Raw genomic sequence first — 22,527 nt, 5'->3', positions numbered from 1 at the left:
GACTGATTGAAGGAGGTTATTATGAGCTTACATCTAGGCGATACCGCCCCCGACTTCGAGGCGGACACCACCGAAGGCCGGATCAACTTCCACGACTGGATCGACGACGGATGGGCCGTACTGTTCTCCCACCCGGCCGATTTCACGCCGGTATGCACCACCGAACTGGGCGAGACCGCCAGACTGAAGGACGAATTTGCCAAACGCCAGTGCAAGGTGATCGCCATTTCGGTGGACTCGGTGGAGGATCACAAAGCCTGGTCCGGCGATATCGAGGAGACCCAGGGCCACGCGGTCAACTTCCCGATCATCGGGGATGAGGAGAGGAAGGTCTCGCGGCTTTACGACATGCTGCATCCCGGTGAGGATGACAGCACGACCGTGCGTTCGGTGTTTCTGATCGATCCGAACAAGAAGATTCGGATGACGCTGACCTATCCGAAGAGCGCGGGCCGCAACTTCGACGAGATCCTGCGGGTGATCGACTCGATCCAATTGACCGACGGCTACAAGGTCGCCACGCCGGTGAGCTGGCGCGACGGGGACGACGTGATCATCCTGCCGTCGCTGTCCGATGATGAGGCCAAGGTGCACTTTCCGGAAGGCTGGAAGACCCTCAAGCCCTACCTCCGGGTGACCAGACAGCCGAACCGTTGAGGCGTGGCCGTAACCAACCTTTCAGGGGCGCGGGTAACCGCGCCCTTTTCCGGCCGAAGACCCCTTATCAGGCAACTCGAGCAACCATGAAAAACATGCGGAGAATCGTTTCTGCGGTACCTTTCCTTTTCGCCGTAACCTGCATCGCCTTGAACAGGCGGGGAATGGAGTACCCGCCATGAGCCTCTGGCAGTACCTGTTGCTGGCGACGGCGGCCGGCGTGCTGCTCAATCTCACGCCCTGCGTATTGCCGGCGCTGCCGATCAAGCTGCGCAGCATCGGCCGAGTGGTCGGCGATGGTGCCGGCCGGCGTCTGCTCGCCGGCGCGGCGCTGCTGGCTGGAACGCTGACGTTTTTCGGTGCACTGGCGGTGGCCACCGCCTGGTTGAACTGGACCTGGGGCGCCCTGTTTCACTCGTCCTCATTCCGGTTGACGCTGGCCTTCGTGCTAGCCGGCCTGGGCGTTTGGAGCCTGGCCGGGCGCGGGTTTCAGCCACCGCAGTGGGTCTACCGGGTCCGGGGGTCGGGCTACGCCGAGCCCTACCTCGCCGGCTTGCTGGCGGCGGTGCTGTCCACTCCCTGCACCGGGCCATTTCTGGGCGGTGTGCTGGCCTTTGCCCTGACCCAGTCGCCGGCCGCCATCGTGGCGATTTTCCTGGCGGTCGGCGTGGGCCTGGCGCTGCCCTACCTGATCCTGCTGGTCCGACCTGGCCTGATCGCGCGGATACCCCGCGGCGGTGCCTGGCTGCTTCGCATCCAGCAATTTCTGGGCCTGGTCCTGCTGGCCGGTGCGGTGTTCTTCGCGGCTACCGTGCTCCCGGGCAATCTGGGGCCGCTGCTATGGACGGCCTGGGCCACCGTGCTTACCTTCTGGCTGCTGCGCACGCTATGGGACGGCCCCGATCTCCGGGCGCGCCTGGTACCGGCGTTGGTCCTGGCCGGCACGGTGGCCACGGCGCTCGCGCTCTGGCCGCAACCGGATCGCGCCGGGACCGATACCCTGGCCTGGCGGCCGCTGACCATGCAGGCGCTGGCCGATGCACGCGCTGCACGGCAGCCGGTGCTGATTGAATTCACCGCCGACTGGTGCATCAACTGCAAAGTGCTCGAGCAGACCGTTTACCGCGACCGGCGTGTGGTCGAGGCTGCTCGCGCGGCAAACGCGCTCACTCTGCGCGCCGATCTGACACGGCCCGATGAACGCCTGCAACGTTATCTGCGCGAGTTCGGCGGCGCCGGTCTGCCGTTTGCAGTGGTACTCGACGGTAACGGACAGCCGGTCAAGCGGCTGCCCGACTTGTTTATGGCCGACACGCTGGCGTCAACGCTGCACAACGCTACGGAGGAATGAATCGTATGCGCATGAACAAATCCTGGGTCTTCGGCTGGTTGGTGCCCGGCCTCGGCGCTTTGGCGGTGGCGGGCGGGTTGCTGGTCTGGCAATGGCCGTCCGGCGAGCCCGAAACGACGCACGCCGAGAGTGACACAGCGCGCATCGATGAGGTACGCACGACAGCCGACCTTGTCGACATCCGCGCCGTGCGCGACGGCGCAGGTGGGCTGCAGGTCACTCTGCACATTGCCGAAGGCTGGCACGTCAACGCCAACCCCGCTTCCCTCGACTTCCTCATTCCCACGGAAATCACCGCCAGCGCAGACAATCCCCTGCCACTGCAGATCGACTACCCGCCCGGACGCTGGATCGACAGCGGCCTCGGCGAACCCTGGGCCGTTTATGACGACGGCACGAGCCTACGGGCCGCGTTGCCTGGCAATATCCCTGACCAACCCCTGAACGTCGCGGTTCGTGTGCAGGCCTGCCACGACGAGGGACGCTGTTTGCCACCGGATACGCTACAGGCACGATTCAACGTCAGGGGAAGTCCGTGATCTCTCGATTACGGCTTCCACAAGAAAGATTTCCATAGGCAAAGCTGTCACCAACCATGAGGAATAGAGTTGAACCTAACGGCAACGTGGGCGGGAACGATACCGAAACGATGTCTCCGCCAACCAGGTCTTCATCCTGGCGGATTTGCTGGTCGCCCCGACGCCATCACCCCACCCCGGCCTGGTCATTGGGCTTGTGATAATCTTGATCGTGATTAACGGAGCGCTGATGGCAGCACACTGTACAGGCAAAGCCGTAAAACAACTGCGGCGCAAACCCTTAACAACACGATTGGAGCGCAATGCGCGAAAAACTTGAGAAGCAGCAGGTCTGGCTCTATCTTGCCTGCATCCTGGCTGGCATGACCATCGGCTGGATTCACCGGGACTGACCGGGCATTGAGAGGTGTTGTTGTGGCCCGTTCTGGGTGTGCTCCTGTATACCACCTTCACGCAGGTGCCGCTGACACATCTGGCGCCGGCGTTTCGCGACCGCCGTTTTCTGATCGCGCTACTCACGGGCAACTTTATTCTGGTGCCGCTGATCGTTGGCGCCCTGGTGCTACTGCTACCGGATGATCCCGCCATCCGCCTCGGTGTGCTGCTGGTTCTGCTGGTGCCGTGTACGGACTGGTTTATCAGCTTTACCTATCTGGGCGGTGGGAATGGTGCCCGAGCCATTGCGGCCGCACCCGTGCTTTTGATCTTCCAGTTCGTTCTACTACCCGTGTATATCTGGCTGTTTATGGGTGATCTGGCTATCGAGCTGGCCGTCGGCAGCTATTTGCTGCCCGTTTTTTTGGATTGATTATCGTGCCCCTGATTCTGGCATGGTTGACCGAGCGATTGGCTGAAAGACACCAGCCGACCCTGAACCTTGTCGATCGGCTCGGTTGGCTGCCCGTACCGTTGGTGGCACTGGTGGTCTTCCTGATTGCCGGATCGCAGGTTAGCCTCGTGGTCGCAAAAGGCACCCTGTTGTGGCCGGTGCTGGTGGTCTTCATCCTGTACCTGGCGGCAGCTGCTGTCGTCGGCAAACTTCTCAGCCGGATATTCCGTCTTGCGCCACCGGTTGGCCGCACGCTGACGTTCAGTCTTGGTACCCGCAATTCCTTCGTCATGCTGCCGCTGGCACTTTCTCTACCGGACGCCTGGCGGGCCGCCGCTGTCGTTATTGTTTTCCAGTCCCTGATCGAATTGTTCGGCATGGTGATATATCTGCGCTGGGTACCCCGGCGCTTGATCAGAGAGTATGGTTAGCAATGCAAGCAAGGATCTTATCAACGTATCAATCGGTACACCTGAATCGTCAGCTTCCATTTTCGCTATTCGCGATTGACTGGACTTGACCATCCAGGCTAACTCAACCTGGCTCAAGCTTCTTGACTGAAATCACTGCGGACTTCAGCGTTATCCTCCACGCTCGAAAGCCGCCACAAGGATGATCAGGAGGTAAAACGATGAGCAGCGGCTGCTGTGACGACGAAACCGCGAATAACCTGGCCGCTGGCGAGCGGCGAAAAACCCTGTACGCCGTTCTGTGGATCAATGCCCTGATGTTCGCCGGGGAACTGACGGCCGGGGTATTGGCGGATTCCAAGGCGCTGATCGCAGACTCCGCCGACAATCTCGGCGACACGTTGGTGTACGCCATAAGCCTGTTTGTTGTCGCCCGCAGCCTACGCTGGAGGGCCGGCGCCGCGTTCGCGAAGGGACTGATTCAGCTGGCCTTCGGCATCGGCATTGTGGCCTCCATCGTCGCCAGCCTGATGGGGGAACCGCAGCCCATCGGCCCGGCGATGATGGCGGTCGCCGGCGCGGCTCTTATCGGCAATCTGATCTGTTTCGCCCTGCTAATGAAGCACCGGGGCGAAGATGTGAATATGCGCTCGGTCTGGCTGTGCTCACGCAACGATGTGATCGGCAACCTGGGGGTCATAGTCGCCGGGGGACTGGTCATCGCGCTCGATTCCTTCTGGCCGGATATCGTCGTCGCCTGCGCCGTGGCTGCCGTGTTCCTGCACACCGCCTACCAGGTACTGCGCGATGCCGCTGGGGCGTGGCGGCACGAGCCGCGACTCGAGGGCAGGTCCGGTGAAAACGGGTAGCATTGCAAAAGCCGCGCACGCGTGACATCAAAAGTGTGTTACTCAAGCTGATATGCACTGTTCACCAGCCCTGTAACCGCGCCTTGTATTGCTCCCCGGCCTCCATTTGCAATGTCATGGGCTGGCCCGTAAATTTCACCAGTCGACAGAAGTTTTGGGTTAGCTTATTTAGCTTATAAAGTGGACTCGGATTGCCTGACGGTCTCCGAACAAGAACGAGGGGGCGACTCCAAAGGTATCGCGGAATGTTCGGGTCAGGTGGGCCGAATCCGAGAAACCGGCGGCATGCGCGGCGTCTGTCAGCGAGGCGCCACCCAAGGCCGCCTCAATGGCCAGGCGCAATCGGCGCCAGAGCACATAGCGGCGAATGGGCACGCCGACCCGATCTCCGAAATGGTGTGACAGCCAGCTTTCGGATACACCGGCAGCGTGAGCCACCGCGCGATTTCCCAGCTCGTCGTCGAGATGTTCGTCCAGCCACGTCAGCGCGCGCTGCAGGCGCGGGTCCAGGTTGCGCCGCAGCGTGGATACCCCCTGACCCAGCAGCTCGCGGCAGGCCTGTTCGGCATCGGGAGAATTGCCATCGCCGCTGGCAAGGCGTTGCAGCGTCGCAAGGGGTAGCTCGTGATTGTCGAGCAGCCGGATTCGGCCACCGCCGAATCGGTGGCATGCGTCCTCGCACTCCCGGCCTTCTGGGTCCAGGTACAGCAGCGCGCAGGGCGTATCGCCGGCGTCGAACTCGTGCGGTACATCCGGCGGCACATAAAAAGCCGCCGCCTCCTGCCACGGCTGGTCCTGCCCGCCACGGACCCGCAAGCGGTCGTGCAGGCCCAGGGCGAGTTGCGCCGCGTGATGGCGATGGGGTTGGGCATCGAAGGCCGGGCCCAGGAAAAGCAGCCGATGGGGCCAGAGGAACAGATGAAAGGTCGGTGAGTACATGGCTGCCAGTTTATTCAAGCTTCGGGAGCCCGCCAAGCGCATTCTATCCGTGTCTTCACAAAGGCTGTCATTACGGAAAGGAGAATGCGCTGCCATGAGTTTCACAAAAGTACTGTTTCGCTACGGGACGTGGCCCGTGCTGTTTTTTGGCTTCGGCGGCGTAGTCGTCTGGCTGGCGTCAGCGAACGTCGGAGTCTGGCCGATGTTCGCCGTGCTTGCCGGCGCCGTTGCTTTTTCCTTCCTCGCCGAGCGGGTGATTCCCTACCAGCCCGACTGGAACCGCACCCACGACGATGTGGCGCGCGACTGGCTTCACGCCCTGATCAACACGAGCCTCAATCGGGCGGCACTGTGGTTACTGCCGTGGCTCACCTGGACGGCGCTCGGTGGGGACTTCTGGCCGCACACCTGGCCATTCGCCTTGCAGGTCGTGTTCGCCGCGCTGATCCTCGACCTCGGTATCGCAATGGCACATCACGCAAGTCATCGCTTCGCTCCCTTGTGGCGCTTTCACGCGGTGCACCACAGTCCCAGGCGTCTGTATGGCTTCAATGGTTTGATGAAGCACCCCGTCCACCAGGCGATTGAGACTGGCTCGGGCGTGCTGCCGCTCCTGTTACTGGGCATCCCCTTCGAGGTAGCCATCACTCTGCCGTTCCTGGTGGTCATTGCGCTGTTGTGCCAGCACAGCAACGCCGATTACCGCACGGGCGGGTTCAAGTACGTCTTCGCCAATGCCGAGGTGCATCGCTTCCACCATGCCAACTCGGCGGACGGCGACGTCAACTTCGGGCTGTTCACAGTCCTGTACGACCGTTTGATGGGAACCTTCCGGTATGAGCCCGACGCGGCGCCCCGGGAGAGTCGGCAGATCGGCATCGCGGGCGAACAGCCTTACCCTGTAAACTATTGGGCCCAGCTGGCCGAGCCGTTCCGCCCCAGCCAGTGAGAGGCGGCCGGCTTTGCGCATAGCGTAGCCCCCAGCATTATCAAGCCGATGATTCAGCCTGCTGCGGGTGCATGCTTCCTTCGCTGATGCCGGCAAGAACCCCGCAAGCCGCAACTTCACGGTCATCGTTGCAGCTCGCTCTCAGTGAAACGAGCTGTTTTTCAAGCGCCTGTAGAGCGGCTATCTGCGAGCGCACATGAGAGATGTGATCATCGAGCAAGGCATTGACGACGGCACAGGACTGATGAGGGTCGTCCTGATAGCGCTGCAGTTCGTGAATCTCTGCGAGCGACAGGTCCAGGATCCGGCAGCGACGAATAAAAGCCAGCCGCTCACCATGCTTCTCGTTATAAATACGGTAACCGTTCTCCTGCCGATCAGGGGGCGGCAACAAGCCCTGCCGTTCATAGAAACGGATCGTCTGTGTATCGACCCCTACCGACTGTGCCAATTGACCAATACGCATCGGGTTCCTCCGCAACGGATTCTCTACTCTATTGACCTTATAGCAGATATATAGTTTTAAATGAAAGCCCGATCACATTCAAGTGGAGTCATATCATGAGCAAAAACTGCGGAGGCCCCTGTGGCGACGATGTAAAGCCTGCGGCGGATACCGATATGCAGGCCTCCTCCGATGCGTCGGGGGAATGGGTCAGCGTTTATTCCGTGCCGAAGATGGACTGTCCATCAGAAGAGCGCATGATTCGCCTGGCCCTGAACAGCGTTGAGGGTATTCGGGCGCTGTCCTTCGACTTGTCGAACCGCCGGTTGAAGGTCGTGCATGACGGCGCCGTCGAACCCGTCACCGCGAAACTGAAGACCTTGGAGCTAGGTGCTTCGCTTCAGGAATGCGTCTCTGCCGATCCCGAGACCATCAAGGCCGCCGAGTTCTCGGCAGCCTCTGCTAAGCAAGAATCCGGGGCCCTGCGCTGGTTGCTCGGCATCAATGCAGTCCTGTTCGTGGTGGAAATGACAGCCGGCCTGATCGCCCAGTCTACCGGCCTGATTGGAGAGTCCCTGGATAATTTTGCCGATGCGGCCGTGTACGGGCTCGCCCTTTATGCGGTTGGCCACAGCGTGAAAATGCAGCTACGTGCCGCGCATCTTGCGGGTGTGCTGCAACTGATATTGGCTGTTGGCGTACTCATAGAGGTGGTGAGACGCTTTGTATTCGGTAGTGAGCCTGAATCGCTGGTGATGATGGCTATCGCATTCGTCGCGTTGATTGCCAATACCAGTTGTCTGCTGCTGATAGCCAAACATCGGGAGGGCGGAGCGCACATGAAGGCCAGCTGGATATTCTCGGCCAACGACGTGGTGATCAACCTGGGGGTCATCACCGCCGGCGCTCTGGTCGCGTGGACCGGCTCCAATTATCCGGATCTGATTATCGGTACCATCGCGGGGCTCGTCGTGCTTAACGGTGCCAGGCGCATTCTGGCGCTCAAGGGTTAAAGCATGCCCATTATTGGCAACAACCTCTCGCCGTACGTCCTGTTTTCCATATCCGGCCTGATAGCAGCATCGGACCAAACTGTAAAATGGCTGGTTCAACAAACAATGGCTTATGGCGAGTCGATCGCGGTGACCCCGTTCTTTAACTGGGTGCACGTATGGAACACCGGTGCGGCATTCAGTCTGTTCGCGAATGCCGGAGGCTGGCAGCGCTACTTTTTAATCGGAATCGCGATGGTGGTTTCGATCGTGCTGATCAAGCTGATCCGTGAAAAACGTCATAAGGGAGACGCCGTTGCTTACAGTCTTATCCTCGGTGGCGCCATGGGCAATCTGATTGACCGGATCTTTCGCGGCTATGTTGTAGATGCCTTCGATTTCTATTGGCGAGACTGGCATTGGCCAGCCTTCAATCTTGCCGATATTGCAATTGTCCTCGGTGCATTGCTTCTTATTTTCGTAGGCTTGCTGCGAAAAGAAAATCCCAATGCCGAGTTGGATGGATCTTCCTGAAACCTTAGCGGAAAAAAGCCTTAAAAATTTGCTCGGTTTGACCGTGCTTGTCAGTCGGTAAGGCTGCGCTTCCTGGCCGACAATCAAAACCGAAATTGTTTCTCGAAAACGACCCACTCCCGGCCAAATGGCGGCCAAGAGCGGGCTACCGGGATGCAATTACACCTTTTCATCCTGGCGGTGCAACAATGTGTACAGAATTGGCAGTACAAACAGCGTCAGTAGCGTCGATGAGATAATCCCGCCAATCACCACCGTGGCCAGCGGCCTTTGAACCTCAGCGCCGGTACCCGTATTGAGGGCCATGGGCACGAAGCCAAGACTTGCGACCAGTGCCGTCATCAGGACCGGACGCAGGCGTATCAGGGCGCCTTCCACCACGGCGGAAACCAGATCACCCTGGTTGTGCCAAAGATCCCGAATAAACGCCACCATCACCAGACCGTTGAGTACTGCCACCCCCGACAGGGCGATAAAGCCCACACCGGCGGAGATCGACAGCGGCATGTCCCGCAGCCACAGCAGCAGTACGCCACCGGTCAGAGCCAGGGGGACGCCGCTGAAGATGATCAGCGCATCTTTCAGCGATCCGAATGCCATTACCAGCAGAGCAATGATGATCGCCAGGGTCACGGGCACAACAATGGCAAGGCGTTGGCTGGCGGATTCCAGTTGCTCGAAGGTGCCGCCGTAATCCAGCCAGTAGCCGGCGGGCAGATCCACTTCCTGTCGCACTCTGTTTTTGATTTCCTGCACAAAACCGCCCAGGTCGCGATCCCGGACATTGGCGGTGACCACCACCCGCCGCTTGCCGTTCTCCCGGCTGATCTGGTTGGGGGCCGGGGCCAGCTCCAGCGCCGCGACTTCTGACAGGGGCACATAGTCGCCTCCCGGCAGGGGCACCGGCAGATCCGCCAGGCTGTCCACGTCCCGTCGGATGGCCTCGGGCAGGCGCACTACCAGCTGGAAACGGCGATCCCCTTCGTAGATCAGGCCGGCATTTTCGCCACCCACCCCCGCTGCCACCAGATCCTGAAGATCATCCACGGTTAGGCCGTAGCGGGATAGCGCCATGCGTTTGGGGTGCACCGACAGCATGGGCAACCCGGTGATCTGCTCCACTCGGGTATCGGTGGCCCCTTCCACTGATTCCACGACTTCGAGCACCGCATTGGCGGCATTGAGCAGCTGCTCCAGGTCGTCTCCGAATACTTTGATGCCCAGGTCCGCCCGCACTCCGGAGATCAGTTCGTTGAAGCGCATCTCGATGGGTTGGGTGAACTCATAGTTGTTGCCGGGCAAATCCTTGACCGCCGCCTGGAGCTCCGCAATCAGTTCATCTCGAGATTTATCCGGATCGGGCCACTGTTCCTGGGGCTTAAGAATCACGAAACTGTCCGCGATATTTGGTGGCATGGGGTCGGTGGCCACCTCCGGTGTCCCGATTCGCGAGAATACCATGTCTACTTCGGGTAAGGCCTTGATGCGCCGTTCCAAAGGTTTCTGCATCGCAATGGATTGCTCCAGACCGGTCCCGGGAATGCGCAGAGCTTGCACAGTCATATCACCCTCGCTGAGCTGGGGTATGAATTCCGACCCCAGGGTGGTTGCTAGCCAGATACAGACCGCCAGCAAGGCGCCGGCGCCCCCCAGTACCGGCCAGCAGAATTTCAGGGCCAGCTCCAGCGCCGGGCGATAAATCCCTTTGGCCGCACTGATGGCGGCACTTTCCTTTTCGCGGATCCTGCCTGTGAGGAACACCGCAACGGCGGCGGGGACGATGGTAAGCGAAAACACCATGGCTGACACCAGGGCCATGACCACCGTGGCGGCCATGGGATGGAACATCTTGCCCTCTACCCCTGTGAGGGAGAAGATGGGGATGTAAACTACGGTAATGATCGCCACCCCAAACAGGCTCGGACGTATCACCTCGGTCGTGGCTTCATAGACGACCTGCAGGCGTTCCTTCAGTGGCAGGCGCGTACCCGTAACCTGCTGAGACCCGGCCAGGCGCCGGATGCAGTTCTCCACGATAATCACCGCGCCATCGACAATCAGCCCGAAGTCGAGTGCCCCCAGGCTCATCAGGTTGGCGGAAACGCCGGTCCTCACCATGCCAGTGATGGTGGCGAGCATCGACAGAGGGATCACCGCCGCGGTAATAAGGGCGGCCCGCAGGTTGCCCAGCAGCAGGAACAGCACCACGATCACCAGCAGCGCACCCTCAAGCAGATTCTTCTCCACCGTGGCGATGGCCTTGTCCACCAGAGTGGTGCGGTCATAGACGGCTTCCACGCGAATGCCCTCGGGCAGGGATGGGCGGATATCCTCCAGCCGCTCGCTAACGGCCCGGGCGACACTACGGGAATTTTCTCCCATCAACATCATTGCGGTGCCGATTACCGTTTCCACGCCGTCGCGGGTGGCAGCCCCGGTGCGCAGCTCCTTGCCAATGGCCACTTCCGCGACATCCTTCACCCGGACGGGCACGCCATCGCGGTTGGCGATCACCACCTGTTCGATGTCGCCTATGGTCTTCAACTGGCCGGGGGAGCGCACCAGCAGCTGCTGGCCATTGCGTTCGATATAGCCAGCGCCACGGTTGGCGTTGTTGGCCCTCAGCGTCGCCACCAAGTCCTCGAGGCTGACGTCGAGCTCCAATAATTTTTTCGGGGAGGGCGTGACGTGATACTGCTTGTCGTAGCCGCCGATGGAATTGATTTCGATCACCCCGGGCACCTGGGCCAGTTGAGGTTTGATGATCCAGTCCTGCACTTCCCGCAGGGCAGTGGCATCCCAGGGCTCACCATTTTCCCGGGTGGCGCCGGGCGCCGCATCCACGGTGTACATGAAAATCTCGCCCAATCCGGTGGCGATGGGGCCCATCTCCGGCTCCAGCCCAGGCGGAAGGACGCTTTTGATGGCGCCAAGGCGCTCGTTGATCAAGTTGCGGGCGAAATAGATGTCCGTGCCTTCTTCGAACACCACGGTCACCTGGGACAGGCCGTAACGGGACAGGGATCGGGTGTAGGACAGACTGGGCAGGCCGTACAGTGCCGTCTCCACCGGGAAGGTGATGCGCTGCTCTGTCTCCAGGGGTGAATAACCGGGTGCCTCGGTGTTGATCTGCACCTGGACATTGGTGATATCCGGTACCGCGTCGATGGGCAGGCGCTGGAAACTCCAGACACCGATACCGATCAGCACCAGAATCAGCGAAAGCATGAGATAGCGCCGCTCTACAGAGAGGCGCACGATAGCGTCGATCATAGTGGCCTCCTGTTAATCGTCGTCTGACACGCTGGATTTTTCGATATCAGCCTTGATGAGATAGCTGTTCTCCACCACGTAGCGTTCGCCGGGTTTCAGGCCGGAAAGTATTTCGGTGAACTGGCCATCCGTGCGGCCCAACTCGACAGGCCGGGGCTCAAAGCTATTGCCCTCCTGCACAAACACGACTCGGGATTCATCAAGTGACTGCAGGGCCCGATTTTCTACCACCAGCGGCGCTTCGATACGCTCCACCAGGATGCGTGCCGAAACCAGCCGACCCGGTGAAAGCAGTTCCTCTGTGTTGGCAATTTCTGCCCGGGCAATGACGTAGGGCGAGTTGTCGTTCTGGGGCACGATATGACTGATCCTGGACTCAGGTTGGGCATCTCCGGTGTCAATTCGAACCAGCTGTCCGGGCGCGATTTCGCGGCGCTGCCCTGGAAAGATTTTCAATTCCACCCATAGCGGGTCGAGCTTGGCGATGGTGAACAGTGCTTGTTCCCCGGCCAGCTCGCCGACGTTGATATTGCGCTGGATAACGGTACCGGCAAAAGGCGCACGCAAGGTGTAGGGTTGGAGACTGTCATTGGATTCGATGCTGGCCAGTGGGTCGCCAGCCTTGACCGAGTCACCGAGACTGGCATTGATTTTCGTAACCTGACCTGGGAAGCGCGCCCTGATCAGGGCAATTCCGTCGGGATTGGGAACAAGGCGGCCATAACTGCTGATGGTGCGCTCCAGGATGCCGGCGCCTGAGGCCTTGCTTCGGATACCGGCTTGCTCCGCCATCCCGGCAGAGATTTCCGCGTGAGTGCTCTCCGACTCCTCGTGATCCTCGCGCGCTTCGTTGACGTGATCATGCGCATGCGAATCATCGCTGTGATCATCTTCCGCGGCATGAGTTGGTCCGATCGTCAGCACATATACACTGGCGAATATGAGTAAATAATTAACGACTTTCATGGTAGTAATCCTGTAGTTCAGCGGCCGGCCAGAGGCTGAGCCGTCAGTTGTTCGATCAGCGCCTGGTTGAGCAGCGCCATAGTGGCGGCATCGACCAGCGCTTGCCGGGCGGAGAGCAATTCCCGCTGCGCGGCGGTCCACTCCACATAGCTGTAGCGACCTTTCTGGTAGGCCTCGCGGGTCTGGCTGAGTGCATCGCTCAGATCGGGAAGCATTTGGCCGCGGATTTGCTCTACAGCCTCGATGTTTTGCTGCCGCTGTCGGTAAGCCTCGAACAGGCGCGAGTGGAGGCGAAGCAGGGTGTCCTCCCTGCGGTACTGGACTTCATCCCGCGCCGCCAGGGCGGCTTGCACTTCGCCGCGATTGCGCCGTCCGGAAAAGAGCGGTACCGATAGCCCAGCGGTCAAGGCGGTATCATCCGTCTCCTCGAAACGCCGGATGCCGACCTGCCAACGGATGTCGCTCTCGGACTGACTCCGCGACAATTGGACTTCAGCCTCACGAACGCGCCGCTCGCTGGCATAGATTTGAATGGCAGGGCTCTCACTGACGCGCTGGTACAGGATCTCGAAACTGTCGGAGGAACCGAACTGGAACAGGTCGCCCTCCAGACTCTGGAAGTCCAAGCGGGTATCACCCCAGAGCGAAGCCAGGGCTATCTTCCGGCTCTCGTATTCGCTTAGCGCGCGGGACTGCTCGATACGACTCCGGGTGAGCGCAGCCTTGGCCCGCATGACTTCGGCCTGGGGCGACGCGCCCCTGTCGACGCGACGGGTGACGATCTCGTGGGTGGCCTCGGCCAGCGCCACAGCTTCAGCGGCCAGTTCGAGTTTTTCTTGCAGCGCCAGGGTGGCGACAAAGCGCTGGGCCACCTGTCCCAGCACATCCAGGGTTTCGGCCCGGCGCTCGGCCTCGACCAGACCGTATCGTGAGTCGACGACGCTGACGCGGGCCTGACGCTTGCCGCCAAGTTCGAGAACCGATGACAAGGACAGTGTGTACTCTGCCGCGTCGCTCCCCTGGCGGTTGCCGTTGCCGAGGACGTTTTCCACCTCCAGGCCGGCTTCCAGGGCGGGATTTTGATCCGCCGAGAAACGACGGCCTTCAAGGCCCTGAAGGCGAAAATCGAAAACCTGCAGGGTGGGGTTCTGCGCCATGGCCCGCGAGAGAGCCTCGGACAGGGTTAGCGGCTTATTCCCGGCGTAGGCAAGGGATGCACTCAATGCCAGTGCAAGAAGGCAAAACACATGGATAAAAAAGTGGCGCAGCACAGCGCACCGCTCACTTTTTATGGGCGTTACAAAAAGCATGAGACTGCTCCTACGAAAATCTAAATGACAGCTATCCCCGAAGGGGAGAAGGGGTTCGCAGGATCAGACGATAGGAGGGCGAAAAGGAGAGGAGGGAGCGACAGAGGAAATATTGGCCTGATAGTTCGTCAGGCTTTTGCCAGGCAGAAAGCTCAAAGTGCCTGGCAGGTAACTCATCGACAACACATGGCAGTGTCCATGGCACAGCTCACACTGTTCGATGGGAATGTCCGGTGCCTCAGGAGATTGGCTGCTTGTTGAGTTGTCGTCTTCAATATCCGGAAAGTCGGCGAGGTGCCCAGTATTTTGATGCCACGCCCCCGGCTGGAAAAACTGCTTCATATCGGCAATAGCCAGCACTGACTGCAAAGCAATCATGAGCGTGAATACCACTATGAAACAGCGTTTAACCATACAGATCATCCCAAAGTTCGATCGCGAGTTTAGTCGGAGGGCAAGTACATTGCAACCACCAGGAAGAAGCTAACCAAGGTCATGCATCGTATTTCGACAGATGGAACCGGGCTGCGGTCAGTTGGCACTCCTGATCAGAGGCGGCGGACAGCGCGAGTACGCGACCATTCCGAATAACTCAACCAGGGACTGGAAGGGTTGGTGTACAGGAGAAAGCCCAAGGCCGGTCAGAGCAACACTTCCCGTTGACGGGCGAAAGCACCTGTTGTCGTCACTGTTCGGCAGTGTGCTCCGAACCTGATTATGCGCCTTGGCGGCCTGTTGAAATAGTCTCCGTTCTTACCGGTGCTTATAGAGATTTTTCTGTCAACCATGCCCATAGGTGTGGGCATTCTTGTGCATGTGGTCCGGGTGTTCGAATTCCAGTGTCGAATGACTGATATTGAATTCCTGCTCCAGAGCCTGTTTTATCCTGTACTTGATACTCTCAAGCTGATCCCATGCACTTACCTCGATAATTACATGGGCCTCCAGCGATGCCTCGTGTTCGCCCATCTGCCAAAAATGTACGTGGTGAAGATCGATAACGCCTTCGACATTGGCCAGGGCAACAATGACAGCATCGGTATCGATATCCACCGGGCTGCCCAGCATGAGGGTTCTGATGGTGCCGCCGATTTCTGTCAGACCCAGGTAGAGAATATAGAGGGCAATGCCGATGGTGATGGCAGGATCAACCCAGCGCATGTCGTAGAGTAAAATAAGGGCCCCGCCAATGACCACGGCGACCGACGCGAGTGCATCCGACAGATTGTGAAGAAACAGTGCACGGATATTGACACTGCCTTTCTGCATCGAATACGTGAGCAACGCCGTCAATGCATCTACGACCAGGGCGATACCACCAAGCCAGACGACCCACCAGCCCTTGACTTGAGGAGGATCGATGATTCGTATACCACCTTCGTAGATCAGGTAGATCCCGATAATGATCAAGGTAGTGTAGTTGATGAGGGCTGCAACGATTTCAATTCGTCCGTAGCCAAAGGTCATCTTTGCATCAGCGGGGCGGCGCGCAATTTTTTGCGCGGCGAACGCGATGACGAGTGATGCCATGTCAGAGAAGTTATGCAAGGCGTCCGCGATAAGGGCGAGACTGCCGGCGAAGATACCTCCCCCGATCTGGGCGAGGGTAAGAAAGCCGTTCGCCCAGATGGCTATAGCAACGCGTTTATCCTTGGTCTCTGGGCGCATATGCACATGATCATGACTCATTGGATCGACCTCGTTTGGTGTCTATGTATAAAGGTGTATCTGCTGTATTCAGCTTACTCTATGCTTGGTCTCTCGCCCTCGGAATTCTATTTGTGGTGCAACACCAGACTTAAATTAATGGCAGGTGCACAATTTTACATGAAGTCAAAGAGCTGGATCGTGGTTTCCGGCAACAGCGTGGCTGCATGGGGCGCGACCTCATCCGTGTGGGAATAATCCGCGTCGAATTATCGGTATTGATCGAAAATACAGGATACCTAGACTGCCCCTTGATTCACAACAGATAATAGATCACCTGCTCAATGGGGGCAGGGGGCTTCTGGGCACACCAATTAATCATGGTTGGTGCCGATAACATGCTGGAGAATATTTTGATTAGTTGCCCCAAGTGTGAAGGGGTGTGAGTATGGTGCTACTATGATTTCCCTGATGATTGACCTAAAGGAGAAGCTCATGAAATGTCCAGTATGCGAGAGTGTTGATCTGACGATGGCCGATCGACAAGGTGTGGAAATTGATTATTGCCCCAAATGCCGGGGCGTGTGGCTGGACCGGGGGGAGCTGGACAAGATCATCGAGCGTAGTGCCGTAGAACTGGCGCCGCCACCACGTCGCGAGCCAGAACCCCGAGGCTATGACAAGCACGGCGGTTACGGCAAGCATGGAGGCCATGGCAAACATGGGTATCGCCGCAAGTCCTGGTTGTCGGAAATTTTTGATTAGACAGGTTTGTTCAGGCGGCGCAACTCGGGTGGACATGGGCCTGCCTGGTGTCACCGCGGCGCAGGATCCTTACGTCTGGACTTTGACCTGGGGCCTTGACGCGCACCGCGGTCATCTGGTGGTCAAGGATGCGATACGTTGTGTTGGCGGAGGTGAACGTCACCCTTAGAGGAAGCAAATCATGGGACATCATCTTTTCCGGCGACCCAAACACAGACGGTATCGCGACATGGGTGGGTATTATGAGGGCGATGACCATTCCGGCTATCGCGAACGCAGAGCCCTGCCGGTGCTGAATATTCCGACCTCGGTCATCGTGGCCGGGCTGGTCATATGGTCTGCGCTTTCGCTCGGCGCTTGGTGGCTGGTCGATCCGGTCCTCTCCTGGATCTCCGGTGCAGCCGGGCCACTGGCCGATACCGGAGCGGGGCTTGCGAAGTGGTTTGGCCTTGGGGAGGAAGCCACGGCTTTACGTGATGCGGCCAATATTGAGGGGCTGCTCGGCTGGGCGGGTGGATCGATTCATTTTCTTGTCAAGACGGTCGTTCTGCTGGTTTGGGTTGCAGGGCTGATCGCGCTGATTGCAATACCCGCTGTCCTGCGACGAGGACAACGGCGACAGTAGTGCCCGAAGACTGATCGGAACCACCTTGCGCATGACATCCGAACCTCCGGTCATGACCGGACCGCTTCTCTTTCTCGACCATGTCGAGAAATATGTGTTACGGCTCTCTGTCCTTTTCATTGCGGACAATGGCGAGTGCCCGGAGCCAATCGAAACGGTCCACGGCGTACATACAGCGGAAATCCTCGCGGAATACGATCATATGACCGTTTGGCGAGCACGCTTCGACCTGCCCGCAAACCGCTCGTCCTGTTATGCCTGGAACGGCCAAAGTTACTCCTTGGCAAGTGATTTTCGAGGCGATATACGGATCGCCTATGTGTCCTGCAACGGCGAGCAAATCGGCGATCTGGAGCGCGAAGGGTCCGAGCGCAATGCGATGTGGGCACGCCTGACAGAAGATCACCGGAACGCGCCGTTTTCCCTGCTGCTGCACGGTGGCGATCAGGTCTATGCTGACCAAGTCACCGAGGGTCACCCCCTGAGCGAGGACTGGCCCGAACATATCCCCAAGGATCCTTCGCGCGCCGATCTTGCCGATTTGCGCCATTATTTGCGCGAACGCTTCCTGGAGCGCTACGTGGCGCTTTATCGTGCGCCGGAATTTGTCTGGATCGCCGCGCGCGTGCCGTCTCTCATGCAGTGGGACGACCACGATATTTGCGATGGCTGGGGATCGCTACCGGGGTCGAAGACCGACACACCGGTCGGCCAAATCCTGTTTGATGTTGCCCGCGAGAGTTTTTTGACCTTTCAGCATGCCGCAGTAGATGGTGATCTGCCTGAACGGTTCCACGATCCTGCCGGGCTGCATCTGGGCTGGAGTGTTCGCACAGCCGGTCTGCGCCTCCTTGCACCTGATATGAGGTCGGAGCGTACGCGCCACGAGGTAATGGGGGACGGCGGCTGGAAGATGATTCGAGCTGAGGCCTCGACCCCGGTGCAGGGTCACACGTTCCTGATGTCCAGCGTGCCGTTGCTGGGTCCACGCCTGTCGGTGTTTGAGGCTCTGATGGTCGCCATCCCCAAAATGCAGAAATACGAGGACGATCTGCGCGATCAGTGGCAAAGCCGCGCTCACCGTGACGAATGGTGCGATATGCTTCGGGTGATCCGGGACATGGCGCTTGCCAACGGCCATGATGTCACGGTGCTTTCGGGGGAAATCCACCTGGCGACGCGTGCCACGATGAAGCTCGGCGCCGGTCGCTGGTTACACCAGCTGGTTGCCTCGGGCATTGCGCATCGCGCCCCGCCAAGGGTGTGGGCACGAATTCTGGGGGCCCTTGCACAATTTGGTGAATCGCCGCTCAAGGCGTGTCCGATCCGAATCCCATGTATCCCCGGTCAGAAGTCGCGCTATATTGCGGAACGCAACTATCTGGTGCTTGAGCGGAGTTCAGATATATGGCGCGCCCGTTGGGCTCTGGAAGAGAGCGGGATAACACCGCCCCTTATTCTGTGATAATAATCTTCACACATGTATGTAAGGCCGCTAGCGCGGTCGTCGGAGTTTGCGCAGCCGATGATCCAGCACCAATGACCTGTAAATTGTGTGTTATTACCTGCCTTTTTCAATCCGTCGTTCACGTCAAGCAGAAGCTCGAACAAATGAACACGCCTTGTATCCCCATCCAGGAAGAGTGGTCCGAGAGTTTGTTCGATCCACTTCATTGGGAGCTTCCTGCAACGGCTTCCTGTTGTCTGGTTGATTACACCGACATTTCCGCATTGGATACCCTACCCACGGGTGTAACAGGTGGAGCAAAACGACATGCGAGCAAGCGCAGTGCGTTGAACACGACGACAATAGTCGACCCTTCGTGAACCGCCACCGCAGGTCCAATCCCAAGACCGAGAATCGTCGCGGGAACCAGCAAGGCAACAACGCCCAGGCTGAACCACAGGTTCTGTCGAATGATTGAGCTCGTCGACCGGCTCAACGCCACGGCGAAGGGCAAATGGTTCAGGTTATCCGCCATCAGAGCCACATCGGCGGTTTCCAGCGCGACATCCGAGCCCGCCGCGCCCATGGCAATGCCGACTGTGGCGTTCGCCATCGCGGGAGCGTCGTTGACGCCGTCGCCAACCATCGCTACTTTAGCCTCTGCGCGCAGTTTTTTGATCGTCTCCATCTTATCATTGGGCATCAGATCACCGCGTGCCTCGTCAAGGCCGACAGCCCGCGCGACAGCGTCCGCGACCTGCTGATTGTCGCCAGAGATCATGATCATCCGGCGAATGCCGATCGTGCGCAGCGTCTCTATCACCGCCGGTGCCGCTTCGCGCGGCGTATCCATCAGCCCAATCACGCCAAGATATCGGTCGCCTTGGCGAACAACCATCGTGGTGCGGCCGTTCGCTTCCAATGCTTCTATTTGGGTCTTCAGAGAAGGAGGAATGGCAGGGCCGCCAATCTCCGCGAACAGGTCATCCTTACCGATGTAGGTTGTCTCGCCCTCGACGTCTGCCACGACCCCGCGGCCCGTAATGCTGCGCAGGTTCAATGACTCGGCGGCAGGCGTATCGCCCAGGCGTTCGCGTCCACCCCTGACAACGGAAGCGGCGAGGGGATGGTCGCTCAACATCTCGACCCCAACCGCCACCCGCAGAAGCTCCTCTTCCGCTACGTCATCGGCCGTCACCACATCGACGAGCTTCGGCTTGCCTTCTGTCAGTGTGCCGGTCTTGTCGAAGGCGATGGCCGTCAGCCGCCCCAGATTTTCAAGCGGGGCACCGCCTTTGATCAGAACACCGCCACGGGCGGCGCGTGCGACCCCGCTGAGAACCGCGCTTGGCGTCGCGATCGCAAGCGCACAGGGGCTTGCCGCTACCAGTACAGCCATGGCGCGATAGAAGGTGTCGCTGAAAGGTTCGTCGACGACGAAGCCCGCAAACAAAAGCGCAACGGCAAGAACCAGAACCGCCGGTACAAAGATGCGTTCGAACCGGTCGGTCAGGCGCTGGGTGGGCGATTGGTTGGTTTCGGCCTCGTTCACCATCTTGACGACACGGGCGAGGGTCGAATCCGCCGACGTGCGCGTGACTTGAATTTCTAAGGCACCGCCGCCGTTGATCGTACCGGCAAAGACACGGTTTTCGGCATCCACGAGGTCGGGTTTTTCCGCGGCAACGGTCGCATCCCCGACGGGTGATTTGTCCACCGGCACGCTCTCGCCTGTGATCGGTGCTTGATTGACGCTGCTTTCACCCTTGATGACGAACCCGTCCGCGGCCAGACGCTCATTCGGCTTCACCAGCACAATGTCACCGACCCGCAAGGCATCGACGGCGATCTCTTCGACCTTGCCGTCGCGGCGTACGGTGGCGGTTTTGGGCGCCAGGGCACCAAGCGCTTCGATGGCCCGCTTGGCGCGACCCATGGCATAGCCTTCCAGCGCATGACCAAGACTGAAAAGGAACAGCAGCAATGCACCTTCGGCCCATTCGCCAAGAGCTGCCGCGCCCGCCGCCGCCACCAGCATCAGAAAATCAATCTCGAACCGGCCATTACGCACACTGTCAATAGCTTCGCGCAGGGCGTAGTAGCCGCCAAAAAAATAGGCGGGCACGAGGACGAACAGGGGCGCCCATGGCGGCGTCGCCACGAACTTCGGCAAAAGCCAGCCAATCAGCAAAAGCGCACCGCACAAGGCCACAAAAAAAAGTTCCGTTTGCGCACCAAATATGCCGCCATGCTCATGATCGTGTGCTTCGCCAGTCGGCTCATGGGGGCCGGATTCGTCTTGTACCAGCGACAGTCTCATGTTCTGAAGGGCATTACGCAGAGTGTTTTCATCCGTTTGCCTTCGATCAAATTCAATCCGCAGCGGCCCCTTGGCATTGGCCTCGGCCTCTACAACCCCTGGGAGACTGCGCAGCTGCGCGCTGACCGCTCTTGCCCGACGTTGATCCGGAATACCTTCAACCTGCCACACGAGGTGCCCGAACTGAGAGGTAATCTCTGCCCCGAACGCCTTGGCGACTTCGCGGACTCGTTCGAGCGAAAGCAATGCGGGGTCGTAATGAATACATAGCTCCATGCCCCCACCGCTTTCTGTACTGCGAAGGTGGGCGATAGAGACACCTTCACGAGTTTCCAGGCTCTCGGCTAGCCGCTGTGCACAAGCCCCATGCGCATCCGGCGTGTCGGGAAGGAGGAGCGGGAGGTCAAGGCGAAGTGTTTTTTCCATGGTTGCACATCCTATCTTTTGTTGAAACCAAAACGCGACTGGGATCGGTACCTGGAATATGCTGCGAGACTAACCCAAAGCCGCAGGCACACAACGCTGCTGCCGCGCTGGCGATTGTTTTGCTCGCAAGCTGCAACTGAAATTTCCAAGCCAACTTCTTTCTCCAGTGTTTTTGTCTTTATCCGTTCAAGTAGGCGTAGATGATATATTCTGCACCGAATTCACTGCTTGTCGCTTCTGCCCGGTGTGTGCGTCAGGTTGACAATACGCGACACCAATCGACATGGAGTACATGGGGCTTATTGCAAGCGCAATGCGAGCTGACGCGTTATTGCCTCCTCTACTGATTTTCTACATGATATCCCTGTGTGATGTGTTCTTGGGCCTCACGGGCATCCAGTTCCCTAGTCGAGTTTCCTGTACGAACGAAATACCGTGCTACTTTTCCATCTTGGAGGTAGATCGGAGCATACGCTTTTTCAACTACGATGCGGCAAACTTGGCGGTCGTCTATCAACGGAAACTGACAGTGAACGAGCGTGCAGGCGTGCGCACCAAGCGTTGTGCGTACCAGGTCCATGATTGCTCGCTCAAAACCGTCCGTATTCTTGTGCCTCAAGGTTTGGCAGTCCGCCTCGATCCCGATAATTTGACCGTCATCGTCTATTCCGATTATTAGGCTGCCCCCGCGATGGTTCATTAATCCCACTATGGATTTGGCGACCACCATTTCCAGAGACTTGTTGGATTCATGCTTACGCTGGTCCCACCGAAGCGAGGATTTGAATTCAAGACGCTCGCTCTCACCTGCATCCACGAGATACAAGAGATTCATATCCAGTTCTTTTTCCAACCACAAAGCACGCCTATGCTGTGTTTCGAGTGCGCGAGAGTAGATGCTGACCACGATGGCGAATGAGGCACCAATCAACGCAAAAATGGCACTCATGGGGACCAGTTCAAACCAAGCATTTGTTTGTAATCTAGTTATGGCAAAATCCCAGATACTTTCTGACGGAATATCGAACTGACTCTTGAATTCCAGAAAGAAAACTGCAGTGACCAGCGGATGTAACAGTAAAACGCCGAGGATAGCTCCTAGCACACCATGGAATGCTAATCTGCGAATAAATGGAGAGATTTGCTTTGGTGGTCTGCTCTTCATGATAGTTACTTAGTACTCCATGTGTCAGTTTTCGGTTAGTTAGGCGCGGTTTTGGATAATAGTTGCAAT

21 protein-coding genes are annotated in these 22,527 nt (G+C 58.7%); 12 read left to right on the top strand and 9 right to left on the bottom strand.

Annotated elements, in window-relative coordinates; genetic code table 11:
• Window positions 1-21: 21 nt before the first annotated feature.
• From IMCC21906_RS14705 to IMCC21906_RS14685, 6 genes are all read left to right on the top strand, one after another.
• Window positions 22-657, top strand: coding sequence for a peroxiredoxin (locus IMCC21906_RS14705; protein ID WP_047012804.1), 636 nt, complete (start codon window positions 22-24; stop codon window positions 655-657).
• Between the two features lie 178 nt (window positions 658-835).
• Window positions 836-2,008, top strand: coding sequence for a protein-disulfide reductase DsbD (locus IMCC21906_RS14700; RefSeq protein WP_047012803.1), 1,173 nt, complete (start codon window positions 836-838; stop codon window positions 2,006-2,008).
• Between the two features lie 5 nt (window positions 2,009-2,013).
• On the top strand, window positions 2,014-2,547 hold the full coding sequence (locus IMCC21906_RS14695) for a protein-disulfide reductase DsbD domain-containing protein (protein WP_052763560.1): 534 nt from the start codon (window positions 2,014-2,016) through the stop codon (window positions 2,545-2,547).
• Between the two features lie 409 nt (window positions 2,548-2,956).
• The gene (locus IMCC21906_RS17120; protein WP_231580280.1) at window positions 2,957-3,355 is read left to right on the top strand and encodes an arsenic resistance protein; all 399 of its coding nucleotides are present in this window, start codon (window positions 2,957-2,959) and stop codon (window positions 3,353-3,355) included.
• 5 nt (window positions 3,356-3,360) lie between these two features.
• Window positions 3,361-3,807 (top strand): hypothetical protein, encoded by a 447-nt coding sequence (locus IMCC21906_RS17115; RefSeq protein ID WP_231580279.1) that lies wholly within the window; start codon window positions 3,361-3,363, stop codon window positions 3,805-3,807.
• 200 nt (window positions 3,808-4,007) lie between these two features.
• Complete coding sequence (locus IMCC21906_RS14685) at window positions 4,008-4,655, top strand: cation transporter (protein WP_047012802.1); 648 nt, start codon at window positions 4,008-4,010, stop codon at window positions 4,653-4,655.
• Between the two features lie 168 nt (window positions 4,656-4,823).
• Here the strand turns inward: IMCC21906_RS14685 and IMCC21906_RS14680 are convergent, their stop codons facing one another.
• Window positions 4,824-5,612: an AraC family transcriptional regulator gene (locus IMCC21906_RS14680; protein ID WP_197085909.1), complete on the bottom strand. Its 789-nt coding sequence runs from the start codon at window positions 5,610-5,612 to the stop codon at window positions 4,824-4,826.
• Window positions 5,613-5,688: 76 nt separating this feature from the next.
• Here IMCC21906_RS14680 and IMCC21906_RS14675 point away from each other — a divergent pair, with 76 nt between their 5' ends.
• Window positions 5,689-6,543 (top strand): sterol desaturase family protein, encoded by an 855-nt coding sequence (locus tag IMCC21906_RS14675; protein WP_052763559.1) that lies wholly within the window; start codon window positions 5,689-5,691, stop codon window positions 6,541-6,543.
• Between the two features lie 40 nt (window positions 6,544-6,583).
• Here IMCC21906_RS14675 and cadR read toward each other — a convergent pair whose 3' ends face one another.
• The gene (cadR, locus tag IMCC21906_RS14670) at window positions 6,584-7,009 is read right to left on the bottom strand and encodes a Cd(II)/Pb(II)-responsive transcriptional regulator (RefSeq protein ID WP_047012800.1); all 426 of its coding nucleotides are present in this window, start codon (window positions 7,007-7,009) and stop codon (window positions 6,584-6,586) included.
• A 95-nt stretch (window positions 7,010-7,104) separates the two neighbouring features.
• Here cadR and IMCC21906_RS14665 point away from each other — a divergent pair, with 95 nt between their 5' ends.
• Window positions 7,105-8,001 carry a cation transporter gene (locus IMCC21906_RS14665; protein ID WP_047012799.1) on the top strand — a complete coding sequence of 299 codons (897 nt, stop codon included), beginning with the start codon at window positions 7,105-7,107 and terminating at the stop codon, window positions 7,999-8,001.
• A 3-nt stretch (window positions 8,002-8,004) separates the two neighbouring features.
• Window positions 8,005-8,514, top strand: a complete 510-nt coding sequence (gene lspA, locus IMCC21906_RS14660) for a signal peptidase II (protein ID WP_047012798.1) — start codon at window positions 8,005-8,007, stop codon at window positions 8,512-8,514.
• A gap of 159 nt (window positions 8,515-8,673) precedes the next feature.
• Here lspA and IMCC21906_RS14655 read toward each other — a convergent pair whose 3' ends face one another.
• The 5 genes from IMCC21906_RS14655 to IMCC21906_RS14635 all read right to left on the bottom strand — a co-directional run bounded on the left by IMCC21906_RS14655 (window position 8,674) and on the right by IMCC21906_RS14635 (window position 15,752).
• Window positions 8,674-11,787 carry an efflux RND transporter permease subunit gene (locus tag IMCC21906_RS14655; protein WP_047012797.1) on the bottom strand — a complete coding sequence of 1,038 codons (3,114 nt, stop codon included), beginning with the start codon at window positions 11,785-11,787 and terminating at the stop codon, window positions 8,674-8,676.
• Between the two features lie 12 nt (window positions 11,788-11,799).
• The gene (locus tag IMCC21906_RS14650) at window positions 11,800-12,753 is read right to left on the bottom strand and encodes an efflux RND transporter periplasmic adaptor subunit (protein ID WP_047012796.1); all 954 of its coding nucleotides are present in this window, start codon (window positions 12,751-12,753) and stop codon (window positions 11,800-11,802) included.
• Between the two features lie 17 nt (window positions 12,754-12,770).
• On the bottom strand, window positions 12,771-14,063 hold the full coding sequence (locus IMCC21906_RS14645) for a TolC family protein (RefSeq protein WP_047012795.1): 1,293 nt from the start codon (window positions 14,061-14,063) through the stop codon (window positions 12,771-12,773).
• Window positions 14,064-14,126: 63 nt separating this feature from the next.
• Window positions 14,127-14,477, bottom strand: a complete 351-nt coding sequence (locus IMCC21906_RS16440; protein WP_052763558.1) for a hypothetical protein — start codon at window positions 14,475-14,477, stop codon at window positions 14,127-14,129.
• A 366-nt stretch (window positions 14,478-14,843) separates the two neighbouring features.
• The gene (locus tag IMCC21906_RS14635; protein WP_047012794.1) at window positions 14,844-15,752 is read right to left on the bottom strand and encodes a cation diffusion facilitator family transporter; all 909 of its coding nucleotides are present in this window, start codon (window positions 15,750-15,752) and stop codon (window positions 14,844-14,846) included.
• A gap of 453 nt (window positions 15,753-16,205) precedes the next feature.
• Here IMCC21906_RS14635 and IMCC21906_RS14630 point away from each other — a divergent pair, with 453 nt between their 5' ends.
• The 3 genes from IMCC21906_RS14630 to IMCC21906_RS14620 all read left to right on the top strand — a co-directional run bounded on the left by IMCC21906_RS14630 (window position 16,206) and on the right by IMCC21906_RS14620 (window position 18,565).
• Window positions 16,206-16,475 carry a zf-TFIIB domain-containing protein gene (locus tag IMCC21906_RS14630; RefSeq protein ID WP_172515652.1) on the top strand — a complete coding sequence of 90 codons (270 nt, stop codon included), beginning with the start codon at window positions 16,206-16,208 and terminating at the stop codon, window positions 16,473-16,475.
• A 181-nt stretch (window positions 16,476-16,656) separates the two neighbouring features.
• Window positions 16,657-17,100 (top strand): hypothetical protein, encoded by a 444-nt coding sequence (locus tag IMCC21906_RS14625; RefSeq protein ID WP_039882014.1) that lies wholly within the window; start codon window positions 16,657-16,659, stop codon window positions 17,098-17,100.
• 31 nt (window positions 17,101-17,131) lie between these two features.
• Complete coding sequence (locus IMCC21906_RS14620) at window positions 17,132-18,565, top strand: alkaline phosphatase D family protein (RefSeq protein ID WP_047012793.1); 1,434 nt, start codon at window positions 17,132-17,134, stop codon at window positions 18,563-18,565.
• Window positions 18,566-18,812: 247 nt separating this feature from the next.
• On the opposite strand, the gene IMCC21906_RS14615 is transcribed toward IMCC21906_RS14620, so the two are convergent.
• Together IMCC21906_RS14615 and IMCC21906_RS14610 are read right to left on the bottom strand one after the other, a co-directional pair.
• Window positions 18,813-21,293, bottom strand: a complete 2,481-nt coding sequence (locus tag IMCC21906_RS14615) for a heavy metal translocating P-type ATPase (protein WP_047012792.1) — start codon at window positions 21,291-21,293, stop codon at window positions 18,813-18,815.
• Window positions 21,294-21,633: 340 nt separating this feature from the next.
• A complete protein-coding gene (locus tag IMCC21906_RS14610; protein ID WP_052763557.1) occupies window positions 21,634-22,458 on the bottom strand; it encodes a helix-turn-helix domain-containing protein in 825 nt (274 codons plus the stop codon).
• Window positions 22,459-22,527: the final 69 nt, after the last annotated feature.

It is taken from the genome of Spongiibacter sp. IMCC21906, assembly GCF_001010805.1.
Taxonomy (GTDB): Bacteria; Pseudomonadota; Gammaproteobacteria; order Pseudomonadales; family Spongiibacteraceae; genus Spongiibacter.
This window is presented reverse-complemented; position numbering and strand designations above follow the sequence as displayed.